We start from the raw sequence: 15721 nt of genomic DNA on the forward strand, positions 1-15721 counted from the left end.
ATCTCTCCTTGGGGTTGTAAATTTAGTCTCGACTATACATATACGAATAAAGATTAGTAAAGTTTCGTAATTGAGGAAAATTTTTCTCTAGCAATCAATTTGGTCAATTAATTTTTCTATATCTTTTTTAGAGCGAGGCATACGGATGCTTTCCTGCACTAATTTCTTTTTTTGTAATGCTAAGACCATTTCTAAAACCCATGGTCGTTCTAGATGAGCTTGTGTTAGCAAATCTTCATCATAAAACAAGGTGATAGGATCGCCATTATAAATAATTGATCCACCCTCCATAACAATAATTTGATCCGCCCATTCATAAGCAAGAGAGAGATCATGAGTAGCTAGTAAAATCGTTCTTTTACCGTCTGCTAATTTAGCTAAAGTTTGTAAAACTTTTGAAGAATAATAATTATCTAGACCAGCTGTTGGTTCATCTAACAGGAGGACAGAGGGCTCCATCGCTAACACACCTGCCATTGCCACACGTTTTTTTTGACCTACACTTAAAAAATGAATCGGTTTTTCGAGTAAATTTCCCACTTCTGTCTGTGCAACAGCCCATGCTATTTTTTCTTCAACTTTTGCAGTAGACCAACCAAGGTTCAGTGGTCCAAATGCGATATCTTGCTTGACAGTGCCTGAAAAAAGTTGATGATCCGCATCTTGAAAAACGATGCCGACTTGCTGGCGAAGTGCCTTTAATGCCTTTCGATTGTATTGAAGCTTATTTCCTTCAAATAATATCGTTCCAGCAGTTGGCTTCAAGATGCCGTTCAGATGCTGAAATAAAGTCGATTTTCCAGCACCATTATGACCTAGGATGGCGATTTTTTTTCCTTTAGGTATGTGTAAGGTAATGTCTGTCAGAGCCTTCGTTCCATCAGCATAGGCATAGGACAGCTGATTTAGTTCAAAATAACAGTTTTTCATGAGAAGTATCCTCCATATACGATGAGCACTAGAAAAATAACGGCCATGCCTAGCCAGTTTTTCTTGCTATAAGAGCTCGTCTCTTGCCAATAAACGCTTTCACCGCCCCGTGACTGCATGGCATTGTTGAGCTCTCGACTACGCTGAAACATTTCAACAAATAGTGCCGCAATAAGCATAGATATAGAGCGTAGCCACTGCATAGGTGAATGGTAGCCAAGCCTGGCCTGCTGGGCTAGATGAATTTTTTGCATGCTCCCTAAAAAAATAAAGATAAAATGATAGGTTAATTCTACTAGCTCGACTAGGAGTGAGGGAAGTCGCCATTGTCGTAGCACAAAACAAATTCCTTGTACGGATGTGGTCAAAATTAAAAAATATAAACAGCTAATACTGCCAAGAACGATAAAGAACAAGTGTTGCGCAGTTAGGACACTTGCTTTCCCGATGAATATTGTCCAAGCCATCCACGTGAAAGACCAAACATGCGCAGGTAAGACAGTGGTTGAAGGTGTAATAGCTAGTAAAATGGATACGAGACTCGTCAGCAAGAAAAAAGCTGGTAGTAATAGTAATTTAATATAGTATTTAAGCGGGATTTTCGCACCTATAATGATAAAAGCACTCATTACAAAAAATGTAATGAGTGAAAGACGTTCATCTTTCATGATAAGCGTTACTAGAAGTAGTCCAAGTGAAAAGATCATTTTTTCAAGTGGATGAACGAACGCTAGCTTATTGAGGTAGGCATATTTATCAATGAGCAACATGTTGGTTAACCTTCTTTATGTTTGCCGCGCATATAGCCAATGAAGTAGCCAATAAAACCAGCACCAATAGCGGCTTGTAGGACGAATAATAAGCTTTCGATTTCACCACTTGGCGGCTCCCATAAGCTGTCGAACCACGGTTCATATTCTGCATCGATTTCTCCAATAGCAGCTTCTGCTTCTCCATCAGCACCACCAAATTCTGCTCCTTTTTGGATGAACAGTGGGATGATGGCTAACAGCACTACAATCACTAATAGCAATACATTACGTTTCATTTTAATGTGCCTCCTTTGTAGAGAAAACACGTAAAGTTTTTAATTCGCTGACATTGTATTTTTTCAAGAAATTCATCACAATGACTGTTAAAATTCCTTCACTAACGGCTAACGGAATTTGAGTTAAGGCAAAAATTCCTGCGAACTTTGTAAAGGATGCCATAAAACCTCCAACCTCTGAAGGGAAGGCTAGTGCTAGTTGGACAGAAGTCACAATATATGTACCTAAGTCACCAAGCATAGCGGCAAAGAAAACGGCAAGTGAAAATGACAACCCTATTTGTTGAGCCCCTTCAAAAACAAAGTAAGCAATAAACGGACCGACAATAGCCATAGAAAAGGCATTGGCTCCTAAAGTAGTGATACCACCATGCGCTAATAGTAATGATTGGAATAATAACACAATCGTCCCAATGACACTCATTGCTAAAGGTCCAAATAAAACTGTTCCAAGTCCAACGCCAGTTGGGTGGGAGCAGCTCCCGGTAACAGAGGGGATCTTTAAGGCCGATAGCACAAAAGCAAAGGCTCCTGAAAGCCCTAAGAGCATTTTTGTTTCAGGGTTTTCTTCCATTGTTTTTCGAATGGAACGCAATCCTAGAATAATAAAGGGAGTCGTGATGACCCACCAAAAAATGGCCCATTCAATGGGTAAAAAGCCTTCCATGATATGCATAGCAAAGGCTCGGTTTGGCACGATTAACAAGGCCAATAAAAAATAACTAAGTTTCCACCATGAAAATGTCAAAAGCTTTCCTCCTAACGATTAGTTTTTTAAGAATGTAGCGTGCGTAAAATAAAAAAGCACTTCTCCGCTGCTGGAAAAGTGCATAGCTAAAAAAAGCAAATCATTCTCATCTGCTAAGCCGCACACCTATCCTCGTAGGTTGAAACGATCACCTTTTTTTCGGCAGGTCTCCTGGCTCTAGTTCAACACTTTATAGGTCTTCCCATCATTGGACAGTGACATTATCTATAAAGCTCCCTATTACAGTGGCGGGACCGCGCCGGATTCAAACCGGCTTCCCTTTTAAGTAAAATGGCAAGCATTTTACACCGAAAAAACATAAAGTTGTGAGATTTCACGACAAAGTGTAACATAAATTTCCATAATTGTGCTAGATTTTTTTATATAAAAATTTTTAATTGCATATCCATATAGAAAATTTAGATAGAAGTAAGGAGAACTTAGTTTTTTAAAGAATAAGATTCGAGCAAAATTGATAAATTTGTCATAAATTTTTAAAGAAATATTGAAATTTTAAAATAATAAGATATGATAGAGACAGTTTTCTAAAAAATGAAGAAGATAATAAATTTCATATAAAACGTCAATAAGTGCTCGAATAGCTCGAGATAATAGGGAAATTGGTGAAAATCCAATACAGCCCCCGCTACTGTAATAGCTGATGAATTCGCAGGTACCACTGGTGAAAACTTGGGAAGGTGCGATAGTAAAATGAAGCTTAAGTCAGGAAACCTGCTTATTTGATTGTGCATGCAAACTTTTCGGAGGGAGAAGTTGAAGCGAGAGCGAGTACCTGTATTTTATTCTATTCGTTTTTATTTGGCTTCTACAAAACCTTTACTCTTCGTTAAGAGTGAGGGTTTTTTCTTTTTCCAGAAAGCAAATGAGGGGAGACAGAAGATGACAACATGGAATTTAGAGGGGATGAAAACACATCTCTTTATTTGCAATGGCAGTAGCTGCATGAGAAAGGATGCTGAGGAAATTACCTTAGCCATTCGAGATGAAATACAGCGACAAGCACTCGATCAGGAAATACATACGACAAGAACGCGCTGTAATGGACGATGCAAGGATGCTTGTGTAGTCATCGCCTATCCACAAGGAAATTGGTATCGAGTGCCATCAACAGAGCATGCAAGAATACTCGTACAAGATTTACATCATGAATCATTATACAACGAACATGTCTTTACACTTCGGGAAGGTACATTACAGCGTACAGCACAAACGACAGCCATTAAAGGGATCGAAAAGGTGAAAGAGGGGTAACAGCATGGCGCAAAAAGGGAAAATTTTCGTAGTGGGCTTTGGACCTGGAGATTTTAAGCATATTACGACACGAGCAGTAGAAGCTTTACAACAAAGTGATATGATCATAGGCTATAAAACCTATGTAGAGCTTATTCAAGATTTAGTCAGTGCAAAGTCTATTGTCAGTACCGGAATGACAGAAGAGGTATCACGTGCTCAAGAGGCTGTTCGTCAAGCAGAAGCAGGCAGCATCGTCTCCGTAATTTCGAGTGGGGATGCGGGCGTATATGGTATGGCGGGATTAGTGTACGAAGTGTTAATCGAATTAGGCTGGACAGAAGCTACAGGCATTGAAGTAGAAATAGTTCCTGGTATTTCAGCAATCAATTCATGTGCTAGTTTACTAGGGGCTCCGATTATGCATGATGCTTGTACCATTAGTCTGAGTGATCACCTAACACCATGGAATTTAATTGCAAAGCGTGTCGAGGCTGCTGCAATGGCTGATTTTGTTATTGCTTTATACAATCCTAAAAGTGGTAGGAGAACAAGACAAATTGTAGAAGCACAACGAATTCTCTTAGAATATCGCTCGCCAGACACACCAGTAGGACTTGTAAAAAGTGCCTATAGAGAACGTCAGGAAGTGACGATGACAACATTAGCAGAAATGCTCGAACATGATATTGGTATGCTGACAACCGTGATTATCGGGAATTCATCGACATTTTTCTATGATAATAAAATGATTACGCCACGTGGCTACCAGCGTAAATATACACTTGGGGAAGAAAAACAGCCATTACGACCACATCAGCGTTTACGTGAAGAAAATGAGCCGTGGGCAATGAACCAAGAGACAGGGACTGCACGTGATGACTTTGCAGCAGACCCTAATGCTGGCCGATTTAATAAACCCAGTGTAGCGGCTACGCCTCGGCCGAAAAAAACAGCGCTTGAAATGGCAACAGCGGCACTCGCCATGGTGAAAGGAACAAGTGCAATTAAGGTCACGCCGCCGAAGCTTGTGCAGCAAAAAATAGAATCTATTTTTGAGCTAGCAGTAAGTCCAGGGGTAGCCAATAAGTTTTTCACACCACAGCAAATGATGACATTAGCAGAGGTGGTTGGAGAAGAGGGCACGATGGAATATACGCCAGACCATCAAATCCACTTAAAAATTCCGACGACAGAGCCTGAACGCATTACAGAGAAATTACAGGAAGTAGGCTTTTTATTAGCGCCTATTGGGGATGTCCTGACATTGAAGGCTTGTGATTTTTGCTATGGTGAAAAGGCTGATTCCATTCCATATGCGGAAGAAATACAAGAAAAACTAGGCGGCATGTCCTTACCTAAAACATTAAATATTGGCTTCAATGGCTGTGGTATGGCCTGTTATCGAGCTGTATTTGATGATATTGGCATCGTCTATCGTAAAAGTAAATTTGATGTTTTTATTGGAGCAAAGCCAGTCGGTCGTACGGCTCATGCAGCGCAGCCAGTTGTAGAAGGGTTGGAGCCTGAACAGCTACTCCCACTTATTACAGACATTATTGAAGAATATAAAGCAAATGCTCATCCAAATGAACGCTTGTTTAAATACTTTAAACGTGTGAAAAAGATACTGCATTATACGTATCAAGATATGTCTTCCAAAATAAAAGTAGAGCCAGCTCCGTGCGGCGACTAGGTAAGGAGAAAAGAGATGAAAGCGATTTTATTTGTCGGCCATGGGAGCCGTTTAGCAGCAGGGAATGATGAGGTACGTACATTTATCGAGCAAATGAAGCCTCGTATTGATGAACAGTTTTTAGTAGAAACTTGTTTCCTTGAATTTGCATCACCAAATATTGAAGAGGGCATTACAAACTGCGTGAAGAAGGGCGCGACAGAGGTTCATGTAATACCGATCATATTACTGCATGCTGGTCATTCGAAGCTACATATTCCAGCAGAGATCGAGCATGCGCGTGAGCATTACCCGAATATTACTTTCACGTACGGTCAAACAATTGGAATTCATGAAGAAATCTTTGCGATATTACAAGATCGTCTCGCTGAAATTGGTTTTAATGCGGAACAGGAAGAGCAAGATACAGCGATTTTATTAATTGCACGAGGTGGCAGTGATCCATCTGCAAATGGTGATTTTTATAAAATTACTCGTCTTTTATGGGAGGAGCTACCTGTTAAATACGTGGAAAGCGCTTTTATGGGTGTAACGGATCCTCGTGTCGAAGAAGGGATCGAGCGCTGTGTCAAGCTAGGTGCTAAAAAAATTGTTATGCTTCCTTATTTTTTATTCACAGGGATTTTAATGGAACGTATGAATGATATGTGTAAGAAATTTAATGAGCAATATCCAGCGTGTGATATTCAAATTGCTAACTATTTTGGCTACCACGAACGATTACAAAATGTTTTATTAGAGCGTATTGAGCAAGCAGTTAACGGTACATCAACAGGGATGCAAGATTTAGAAAATTATCGCGCCTATGCGGCGGTTCATGGTCATGCACATCATCACCATCATCACGATCACGATCATGGTCACGACCACCACCACCATCATGATCACGAACATCACGAGCATCATCATGAAGAGGAGCCGGTAAAATGATTTTCATGTTAGCAGGAACGAGTGATGCAAGGGATCTAGCTCTTGCCTTACAAAGTGCAGGCCATGCTGTAACCGCCACAGTTGTAACAGAATCGGCAGCTTCAAGTCTTGCTGATGTTGGCTTGCCACATTTAATAGGTCGATTGACAGCGGAAGAAATGGCGTCCATTATTTTGGACCAGGGCTATCAATTGGTAGTAGATGCTTCCCACCCCTTTGCAGAGGAAGCCTCGAAAAATGCAATGGCTGCAGCTAAACAGGCGCAAGTACCTTATATCCGTTATGAACGTGCGCATGAGCATTATACGCATCCACTTATTACTGTGGTGAAGGATTATGAGGAGGCAGCCAGGCTAGCAGCAGAAAAACGCGGTGTCATCATGTTGACAACAGGCAGTAAAACACTTGCGACATTTACAAATGTTTTACAAGGCTTAGAAAATACAAGAGTGATCGCTCGCATGCTACCTAGATTGGACAATATGGAAAAATGTGAGGCACTTGGTGTTGCACAACGTGATATTGTAGCCATTCAAGGTCCATTTTCAAAGGAATTAAATGAAGCCCTTTTTCGTCAATATGGGGTCACTTTGATGATTACCAAAGAAAGCGGTAAAGTCGGTTCGGTTGATGAAAAGCTAGAGGCAGCTCTTGCCTGTAATATTGAAACAATTTTGATAGCAAGACCCAATATTCAATATGGGCAACAATATTCAACATTTGAAGAAGTCTTACAGGCTGTTCAACATACAATTTAGGAGGCATTATCCATGGATTTTAAAACAGATTTCAAACCGTTAACAGTAGACCCAGATAAAATTTACGACTATAGTTTCTCAATTATTGCAGAGGAGATGGGTGAGCATGACTTCTCCGAAGATGAATGGAAGATTGTACGTCGTATTATCCATGCATCGGCTGATTTCGAACTAGGTCGTAGTGTCATTATTACTCCCGGCGCCATTGAAGCGGGTATTAAGTCGATCCTTGCTGGTCGTCATGTCATTGCCGATGTCCAAATGATTGAAAGTGGATCTGGTAAAAAACGTTTCCAAAAGCACGGTGGTGATCTGCATTGCTATATTGCAGATGAGGATGTAGCAGTAGAAGCGAAAAAACAAAATACAACACGTGCCATCATTTCTATGCAAAAGGCTTCTAAGTTGCATGAAGGTGGTATTTATGCAATCGGTAATGCACCAACAGCATTACTGGAATTGATTCGTTTAATTAAGGAAGGCTTAGCAAAACCAGATTTAATTATCGGGATGCCAGTTGGTTTCGTGTCAGCTGCTGAGTCGAAAGAAGAGTTGCTCAAACTAGAAGGTATTCCGTACATTACAAATGTTGGCCGTAAAGGCGGTAGTACAGTGACGGTTGCCGCATTAAACGCCATCTCACTCTTAGCGGATGAGCAGGCGAAAAAATAATGGAGCGGAAGCCCAAAAAGGATCCCAAGGACATGCGTCACGGTTATACGACGGGAGCCTGTGCGACGGCAGTATCAAAGGCAGCATTACTGGCCCTTATTACGAAGGAAGAACAAGAGACAAGTACCATTCATTTACCTATTGGTCGGGATGCAACCTTTACCATTGAAAAATGCACCTTTGAGGAAAATGCAGTAAGCTGTGAAACGATTAAAGATGCTGGCGATGACCCTGATGCCACACATCAGGCACTCATCGTTGGCACAGTAAGCTGGGCAGATACACCAGGCATCCATTTAGATGGAGGAATTGGTGTGGGGCGTGTAACAAAGCCAGGCTTGCCAGTAGCTGTCGGCGAGGCAGCCATTAACCCTGTACCACGTAAAATGATTGTTAGTACTGTCCAAGGTGTTCTGGACGAATTTCACATTACAAGAGGCGTGAATGTGGTGATTTCTGTACCGAAGGGAGAGGAGATTGCTAAAAAGACGTTAAATGGACGACTCGGTATACTTGGGGGCATCTCGATCTTAGGCACAAGGGGAACCGTCGTGCCTTTTTCAAGTTCAGCCTATATGGCAAGTATTGTTCAAGCCATTAGCGTTGCCAAAGAGGCAGGCTGTGAGCATGTCGTGGTAACAACAGGTGGTCGCAGTGAAAAATTTGCGATGAAACAATATCCTCATTTACCAGAAGAGGCCTTTATTGAAATGGGTGATTTTGTCGGCTTTACATTAAAACATTGTAAGCGACTCGGCATCAAACAAGTTTCTCTTGTTGGCATGATGGGAAAATTCTCGAAGGTGGCACAAGGCGTGATGATGGTGCATTCCAAAAGTGCACCCATTGACTTTAATTTTTTAGCGCAACTGGCAGTAGATATAGGAGCAAATGAAGAAACAATAGCACAAGTACGTGAAGCCAACACAGCGTCACAAGTAGGAGAAATAATGATGGACAAGGGCTATGATGCATTTTTCCATCATTTATGTGAGGCTTGCTGCTACTCATCCATCCGTCATATAAAGGGTGGTTTAACGCTTTCTACATCGATCTATTCGATGCAGGGACAATTATTAGGAAGGGCTGATGACATTGCATCGATCGATGAAATTGATTGGGATCGGGGATAACGGATTAGCAAGCTTATACCCTCAATATCTGCAGTTGATTGAAAACTGTGAGGTACTGGTTGGGGGTGAACGTGTCCTTGAATTTTTCCCAGACTTTGCAGGTGAAAAAATCACCATCAAAGGAGGACTTTCAACACTTGTTGAGAGATTGTCAGAAGAAACTAGAAATACAGTCATCCTGGCCTCTGGCGATCCATTATTTTATGGTATTGGGAGCTATCTTGCGAAAAAGCTTGACATAGAGATTTACCCTTATATGAGCTCCCTCCAGCTTGCTTTTGCGAAGATGGGAGAAAGCTGGCAGGATGCTTATGTAACGAGTATTCATGGTCGACCAATGAAAGGCTTGGCACAAAAGATTGATGGGAAAAAGAAAGTAGCGCTTTTAACAGATGCAGAAAATAGTCCAAATGCCCTTGCTCGTTATTTAAAGCATTTTGGTATGACGGAATACCGTGCGTTTGTAGCAGAAAACTTACAGGGTGTTCATGAAAAATACGGCTGGTACTCGCTTGATGAAATGGAAGTTGGTCATTTTTCTCCGTTGAACGTCGTGATTTTAAAGCAAACAATGGAACCAAAATGCTATACACTCGGGATAGATGATGAGGAGTTTTCACAACGAAAGCCAGATAAGGGGCTTATTACGAAAAAAGAAATTCGTGTTTTAAGTTTACAAGCGATGCAGCTTCAAAAGGATAGTGTTATTTGGGATATCGGCACGTGTACGGGTTCTATGGCTATTGAGGCAGGTAAACTGGCTCCAGAGGGACAAGTATTTGCAGTAGAAAAAAATGCACCTGATTTAGAAAACTGTCTTCAAAATCAGCAAAAGTTTCGAGTCGATATAACGGCTATTCATAGTAAAGCACCACAAGGACTAGACAACTTTCCTGACCCTGATGCCATTTTCATTGGTGGCACTGGTGGGGAAATGGTTGAGTTACTGCAATTATGCTGTCAGCGTTTAAAGCCAAATGGGCGCATTGTGTTAAATGCAGCGACAATTGAAAATTTATATAAAGCCGTTGAGGCATTTAAGGCTTGTGGTTTTGCGGTTGACATTTTACAGGCTCAGCTTGCACGCAGCAAACCTATTTTAGATATGACACGCTTTGTACCATTAAATCCAATATATATTATTTCGGCTTATCGAAAGGAAGAAAATCATGAGTAATCTAGGTGTTTTATATGGCTTGGGCGTCGGTCCTGGCGATCCAGAATTAATTACAGTGAAGGCATTTCGTGTGATCCAGGAATCTCCTGTTATTGCCTATCCAAAAAAGCTAAGAGGTAGTAAAAGCTATGCCCATCGTATTGTAGATGTGTATATAAACCCTGACGAAAAAGATATGCTGGGGCTTGTCTTTCCAATGACTAAAGATGAGGCTGTTCTAGAACGTGAATGGACAAAGTCTGTAGAACTAGTTTACGAAAAATTACAAGAGGGCAAGGATGTAGCCTTTGTCACAGAAGGTGATCCATTATTATATAGTACGTTCATCCATATGATGAAATTAATGCAGGAGATGCATCCGGATGTAGAAATCCGTACAGTTCCAGGGATATCCTCATTCAATGGTTCCGCATCTCGTCTAGGAATTGCGCTAGCGGATGGTGATGACCGTGTTGCAATTATCCCTGCGTATGATGATTATGAGGCAATGCGTGAAGCCATTGAAAGCCATGATGCAGTTGTCTTTATAAAAGTGGCAAAAGTAATTGATTTAATGCTTGAGGTGCTACGTGATCTAGATTTACTTGATAAAGCTTCTGTGGTGACAAAAGTAACATCAGATGAAGAAGTCATTTGGGATGTACGGGAGCTAGATGGTGTCGATTTAGAATATTTAACATTAATGGTGGTGCGTAAATAATGAATAAAATCTATATAGTCGGCGCTGGTCCAGGTGATCCAGATTTAATTACTGTTAAAGGTTTACATATGTTACAAACAGCGGACGTTGTGATGTATACAGATTCATTAGTGAGTGAAGACCTCATTGCGAAAGCGAGACCTGATGCAGAGGTCATTCGGACGGCGGGTATGCATTTAGAGGAAATGGTGGCTGTGATGGTTGATCGCGTTAATGCTGGGAAAGTAGTGGCACGTATGCATACAGGTGACCCAGCGATGTATGGTGCGATTATGGAGCAAGTGGCACTTTTAAAAAAAGAAGGCATTGGCTATGAGGTCATTCCTGGAGTCAGCTCTGTATTTGCATCGGCAGCGGCTATTGGTGCTGAGCTAACCATTCCTGATTTAACACAAACACTTATTTTAACACGTGCTGAAGGGCGTACACCTGTGCCAGAATTTGAAAAGCTTCGTGATTTAGCGAGTCATCATTGTACAATTGCTTTATTTTTAAGTGCAACGCTTACAAAGAAAATTGTCAAGGAACTACAAAGTGCTGGCTGGGCTGACGATACGCCAGTAGCGGTAATTCAACGTGCCTCATGGCCAGATCAAAAAATAGTCCGTACGACATTAGTAGAATTAGATGAAGCGATGCGTGTTAACGGTATTCGTAAGCATGCCATGATTCTAGCAGGTTGGGCGTTAGATCCGACTATTCATGATAAGGACCAATATCGCTCAAAGTTGTATGATGCAACCTTTACACATGGCTTTAGAAAAGGTGTGAAGACAAGTGATTGAGTTACAAGAGGGCGTGTTACCAGAAGTTGATCAACGCAATCCCTATGCTGTTGTGGCGATTACTAAGCACGGTGTTCAAATTGGACGTCGCCTACAGCAAACATTTGCAGCCAGTGATTTATATTACATGAGCAAATTTGAACAAGGTGATGAAGCAGAAAGGCATATTCAACTATTTACGGGCACAGTACGCTTATTATTGCCAACGCTATTTAAGCAATACAAAGGGTTGATATTAATCATTTCACTTGGTGCAGTCGTCCGAATGATTGCGCCGATTTTAAAAGATAAAAAGACAGATCCTGGTGTTGTCGTCATAGATGATCGAGGCGAAAACGTTATTAGTGTCTTATCGGGGCATCTGGGTGGGGCCAATGAGCTAACACATGAAGTGGCAGCTGCACTTGGTGCTAATCCGATCATTACAACTGCTTCTGATGTGCAAAAGACCATTCCTGTTGATTTATTTGGCGCACGTTTTGGGTGGGTATGGGATAGTGCCGACAAATTGACACCTGTTAGTGCTTCTGTCGTCAACGAGGAGCATGTGGCGATCGTGCAGGAAACAGGTGAACGTGATTGGTGGATGCGTGACACACCAATGCCAGAGCAAATTAAAATATATCCATCTACACAGGCAGCCATTGATGCCAAACCTCATGCTACCTTATTAATAACAGACCGAATTATCGAGCAAGAGGAAGAGATTCTTCTAGAAAATGGTGTTATTTATCGACCAAAATCCATTGTGCTAGGAATGGGCTGTAATCGTGGTACATCTTTAGAGGAAATTGAACAAGTAATTGATGAAACGTTGGCAGAGCTTAAACTTTCGAAAAAAAGTGTAAGAGCGTTATGTACAATTGATCTAAAGAAAGATGAGCCATGTTTCATAGATATTACAAAGAAATATGATTGGGAGTTCATCACCTATTCACCGGCCGAATTAAATGAAATCGACTTTCCATCACCTTCAGAAACGGTTTTTAAATATACAGGAGCATATGGTGTTAGTGAACCAGCGGCGATGCGCTATGCACAGGTCCAATCACTCATTCTAGAAAAGAAAAAATCAGGTAATGCTACGATTTCAGTTGCTAGATACCTATTTTAAGGAGGAAGTCCATGCAAACAAATCGTTTTGTACTGGCTGGTACGGGCAGTGGCGTAGGCAAAACGACCTTTACTATTGGTCTGATGAAAGCTCTACAAAATAAAGGGAACATTGTGCAGGGCTTCAAATGTGGTCCTGATTATATCGATCCTACCTATCATACGGCTGTAACAGGCAGGGTTTCACGTAATATTGATAGCTGGATGTTCTCGCATGAAGCAGTCCGTGATATTGTGGCACGTGCCAGTAAAGATGCCGATGTATCCATTATTGAAGGAGTGATGGGCTTTTACGACGGCAAAAGTCCATTATCAGATGCGGGTTCTGCAGCAGATATTAGTGTAGTGACAGAGAGTCCGGTTATTTTAATAGTCAATTGTGCAAGTATGGCACGTAGTGTGGCGGCTGTTGTAAAGGGCTTCCAATTGCTCTCAGATAAACCACGAATTGTAGGCGTTATTGCTAACCAAGTTGGCAGTGTGGGTCATTACGAAATCGCCAAGGCCGCTATTGAACAAGAATGTGGTATCCCTGTCATTGGCTATCTAAAGCGGGAGGAAGGGATTGATATTCCAAGTCGTCATTTAGGTTTAGTGCCAGCCATTGAAAGAGGGGAGCTCGATTCCTTTTTTGAGAAACTAGGTGACCTTATGGCTGAGACCATTGACTTAGATCAATTACTTGATTTAACAAGGGCTCCCATGCTTCAAGAATGCGGTCAGCTATTTAGAGAAGAGCCTTCACAAAATATTTGTCTCGCTGTGGCAAGAGATGCAGCCTTTAATTTTTATTATGAAGAAAATTTGGCTTTGTTACGTGCGAAGGGTGCGACATTGCAATTCTTCTCACCACTTGCCAATGAACCTGTACCAGCACAAGCTGATGGCTTATATATTGGTGGAGGCTTCCCTGAAGAATTTGCGGAGACACTTGCTAAAAATACCGCTGTGAAAAATTCGATACGTGAAGCTATCACTAAAGGTCTGCCAACATTAGCAGAATGTGGAGGCTTTATGTATTTAACAGAGGCGATTACCAATAGCCATGGTGAACGTTATGATATGGTAGGTGTCATTCCAGGAGAAGTAGCGATGCAAACAAAATTAGCAGCACTAGGCTATCGTGAAATTTTTGGTACTGCGGATAATTTCTTAATCGGTGCAGAGGAACAAGCGAAAGGACATGAATTCCATTATTCTAAATATAGTGGCTCTCTTCACACCCCTGCCTACGAAACGATTGGACGTTTTGGTAAAAAGCAAGAAGGCTATCAAAGGGGAAATTTGGTGGCTGGTTACACACATTTCCATTTTGTATCAAACCCAAAGCTAGTTGATAATTGGTTAACAGCTTGTAAGAAGGTGAAAAATGATGACTAATTATTTTCCAATTCATATCAATTTAGAATATAAAACAGTTGTGATTGTAGGTGGCGGTCATGTTGCAACACAGAAGGTAGCATCCTTGTTACCAGCAAAGGCCCATATCGTCATTGTCAGTCCTACACTCCATGACACATTACAGCCACTTGCTGAATCAGGGCAAATTACTTGGAAGCAAAAGGAATTTGAACCACGTGATTTGGATGATGCGATTCTCATTATTGCAGCAACGAATGAGACGGCTGTTAACGAAGCTGTACAAGAGGCTGCACAGCATTGGCAATTAATTAATCGAACAGATCAGCAAAGTGAAAGTGATTTCATTACGCCAGCGATTGTTCGCCGAGGTCCATTGGTATTAACTGTCTCAACATCGGGAGCAAGCCCAGCTTTAGCCCGCAAAATTAAAGCAGATTTAGAAGATCAATTTGATGAAATCTATGAAGACTATGTATGCTTCTTACAACAAGCCAGGTTAATGATTGCTGCAAAGTATGACAAGGGCCCACAAAGACGTGCGGCATTGCAAGCATTGCTAGAGCCAAACATTTTGGAATGGACACGTCATGGTGAAATCGATCAACGTGAAGCATATTTACAACAATTATTGATGGGAGAAAAGCAATGAAGGATGGAATCGTATATATCGTTGGAGCAGGCCCTGGAGATCCGAAGCTCATTACTGTGTATGGCCTGGAATGTATTCAAAAGGCAGATGTCATCGCTTATGACCGTCTTGTGAATCCTACATTGCTTGATTTTGCAAAAAAGGATGCCGAGCTCGTTTATTGCGGCAAACTTCCAGGGAAGCATCATCTCATCCAAGATGAAATTAATGCATTACTTGTTGAAAAAGCACAACAAGGAAAGGTTGTCACACGCCTTAAAGGGGGCGATCCCTTTGTCTTTGGTCGAGGTGCCGAAGAAGCAGAAATACTAAAAAATCATGGTATTTCGTATGAAATCGTTCCGGGTATTACAGCAGGAATTGCGGCTCCTGCTTATGCAGGGATTCCTGTGACACATAGAGATTTTGCGACAAGCTTTGCTCTTGTGACTGGCCATGGTCGTGAAGAAAAAGGGCAAGATTTCTTAAATTGGCCTGCACTAGCAATTGGCATTGATACCGTTGCTTTTTATATGAGCGTTGGCAATATTGCCTATATTGCTCGAAAATTAATCGAGAATGGACGTAAGGCAACAACGCCTGTTGCAGTCATTGAATGGGGCACAACTGCTCAACAACGAACGATTACAGGGCAACTTGATGAGATTGCAGGCATTATTGAACGTGAAGGGTATCATAATCCTTCTATGATTGTAGTTGGCGATGTAGTCAATGTACGAGAAAAAATTCAATGGTTTGAAGAGCAGGGACTTGCCTTTTCATAATCATT

General features: G+C 41.4%; 17 protein-coding genes and 2 riboswitches. Of the genes, 13 read left to right on the forward strand and 4 right to left on the reverse strand.

From position 1 onward, the window contains the following. Positions 1–87: 87 nt before the first annotated feature. Genes ABC382_RS01360 through ABC382_RS01375 form a run of 4 tightly spaced genes read right to left on the reverse strand, consistent with a single transcriptional unit; the run spans position 88 to position 2726 of the window. Positions 88–930: an energy-coupling factor ABC transporter ATP-binding protein gene (locus ABC382_RS01360; RefSeq protein WP_312507260.1), complete on the reverse strand. Its 843-nt coding sequence runs from the start codon at positions 928–930 to the stop codon at positions 88–90. Further along, on the reverse strand, positions 927–1700 hold the full coding sequence (gene cbiQ / locus ABC382_RS01365; RefSeq protein WP_274793570.1) for a cobalt ECF transporter T component CbiQ: 774 nt from the start codon (positions 1698–1700) through the stop codon (positions 927–929). Before cbiQ ends, ABC382_RS01360 begins: the two co-directional genes overlap by 4 nt. Positions 1701–1705: 5 nt before the next feature. Further along, entirely contained in the window at positions 1706–1978 is a 273-nt protein-coding gene (locus ABC382_RS01370) for an energy-coupling factor ABC transporter substrate-binding protein (protein WP_274793569.1), read from the reverse strand. A gap of 1 nt (position 1979) precedes the next feature. Beyond that, positions 1980–2726, reverse strand: coding sequence for an energy-coupling factor ABC transporter permease (locus ABC382_RS01375; protein ID WP_412926530.1), 747 nt, complete (start codon positions 2724–2726; stop codon positions 1980–1982). A gap of 144 nt (positions 2727–2870) precedes the next feature. Next, positions 2871–3054: riboswitch (cobalamin riboswitch) on the reverse strand. A 243-nt stretch (positions 3055–3297) separates the two neighbouring features. Next, positions 3298–3480: riboswitch (cobalamin riboswitch) on the forward strand. Between the two features lie 146 nt (positions 3481–3626). On the opposite strand from ABC382_RS01375, the gene ABC382_RS01380 reads away from it, so the two are divergent. From ABC382_RS01380 to cobA, 13 genes are read left to right on the forward strand one after another with little or no spacing between them, the layout of a single operon-like run. Continuing rightward, complete coding sequence (locus ABC382_RS01380) at positions 3627–3998, forward strand: (2Fe-2S) ferredoxin domain-containing protein (RefSeq protein ID WP_322611905.1); 372 nt, start codon at positions 3627–3629, stop codon at positions 3996–3998. 4 nt (positions 3999–4002) lie between these two features. Next, positions 4003–5673 (forward strand): precorrin-3B C(17)-methyltransferase, encoded by a 1671-nt coding sequence (cobJ, locus tag ABC382_RS01385; RefSeq protein ID WP_412926531.1) that lies wholly within the window; start codon positions 4003–4005, stop codon positions 5671–5673. Between the two features lie 15 nt (positions 5674–5688). Beyond that, entirely contained in the window at positions 5689–6603 is a 915-nt protein-coding gene (locus tag ABC382_RS01390; RefSeq protein WP_274793565.1) for a sirohydrochlorin chelatase, read from the forward strand. Beyond that, positions 6600–7361 carry a precorrin-6A reductase gene (gene cobK / locus ABC382_RS01395; RefSeq protein WP_322611907.1) on the forward strand — a complete coding sequence of 254 codons (762 nt, stop codon included), beginning with the start codon at positions 6600–6602 and terminating at the stop codon, positions 7359–7361. Before ABC382_RS01390 ends, cobK begins: the two co-directional genes overlap by 4 nt. 12 nt (positions 7362–7373) lie before the next feature. After that, on the forward strand, positions 7374–8033 hold the full coding sequence (locus tag ABC382_RS01400) for a precorrin-8X methylmutase (protein WP_274793563.1): 660 nt from the start codon (positions 7374–7376) through the stop codon (positions 8031–8033). Further along, positions 8033–9166 (forward strand): cobalt-precorrin-5B (C(1))-methyltransferase, encoded by a 1134-nt coding sequence (locus tag ABC382_RS01405; protein ID WP_274793562.1) that lies wholly within the window; start codon positions 8033–8035, stop codon positions 9164–9166. Before ABC382_RS01400 ends, ABC382_RS01405 begins: the two co-directional genes overlap by 1 nt. Further along, positions 9123–10343 (forward strand): precorrin-6y C5,15-methyltransferase (decarboxylating) subunit CbiE, encoded by a 1221-nt coding sequence (gene cbiE, locus ABC382_RS01410; RefSeq protein WP_274793561.1) that lies wholly within the window; start codon positions 9123–9125, stop codon positions 10341–10343. Before ABC382_RS01405 ends, cbiE begins: the two co-directional genes overlap by 44 nt. Next, the gene (gene cobI / locus ABC382_RS01415) at positions 10336–11043 is read left to right on the forward strand and encodes a precorrin-2 C(20)-methyltransferase (protein WP_274793560.1); all 708 of its coding nucleotides are present in this window, start codon (positions 10336–10338) and stop codon (positions 11041–11043) included. Before cbiE ends, cobI begins: the two co-directional genes overlap by 8 nt. After that, a complete protein-coding gene (gene cobM / locus ABC382_RS01420) occupies positions 11043–11828 on the forward strand; it encodes a precorrin-4 C(11)-methyltransferase (protein ID WP_274793559.1) in 786 nt (261 codons plus the stop codon). Before cobI ends, cobM begins: the two co-directional genes overlap by 1 nt. Next, positions 11821–12942 (forward strand): cobalt-precorrin 5A hydrolase, encoded by a 1122-nt coding sequence (locus ABC382_RS01425; RefSeq protein ID WP_274793558.1) that lies wholly within the window; start codon positions 11821–11823, stop codon positions 12940–12942. The genes cobM and ABC382_RS01425 overlap by 8 nt, the downstream gene beginning before the upstream one ends. A gap of 11 nt (positions 12943–12953) precedes the next feature. Further along, positions 12954–14321 (forward strand): cobyrinic acid a,c-diamide synthase CobB, encoded by a 1368-nt coding sequence (locus ABC382_RS01430; RefSeq protein WP_322611908.1) that lies wholly within the window; start codon positions 12954–12956, stop codon positions 14319–14321. Continuing rightward, a complete protein-coding gene (locus tag ABC382_RS01435) occupies positions 14314–14952 on the forward strand; it encodes a precorrin-2 dehydrogenase/sirohydrochlorin ferrochelatase family protein (protein WP_322605563.1) in 639 nt (212 codons plus the stop codon). The genes ABC382_RS01430 and ABC382_RS01435 overlap by 8 nt, the downstream gene beginning before the upstream one ends. Further along, positions 14949–15716 carry a uroporphyrinogen-III C-methyltransferase gene (gene cobA, locus ABC382_RS01440; RefSeq protein ID WP_274793556.1) on the forward strand — a complete coding sequence of 256 codons (768 nt, stop codon included), beginning with the start codon at positions 14949–14951 and terminating at the stop codon, positions 15714–15716. Before ABC382_RS01435 ends, cobA begins: the two co-directional genes overlap by 4 nt. The last annotated feature ends 5 nt before the right edge of the window (positions 15717–15721 follow it).

This window comes from Lysinibacillus phoenicis, assembly GCF_047238325.1.
Lineage (GTDB): Bacteria > Bacillota > Bacilli > Bacillales_A > Planococcaceae > Lysinibacillus > Lysinibacillus irui.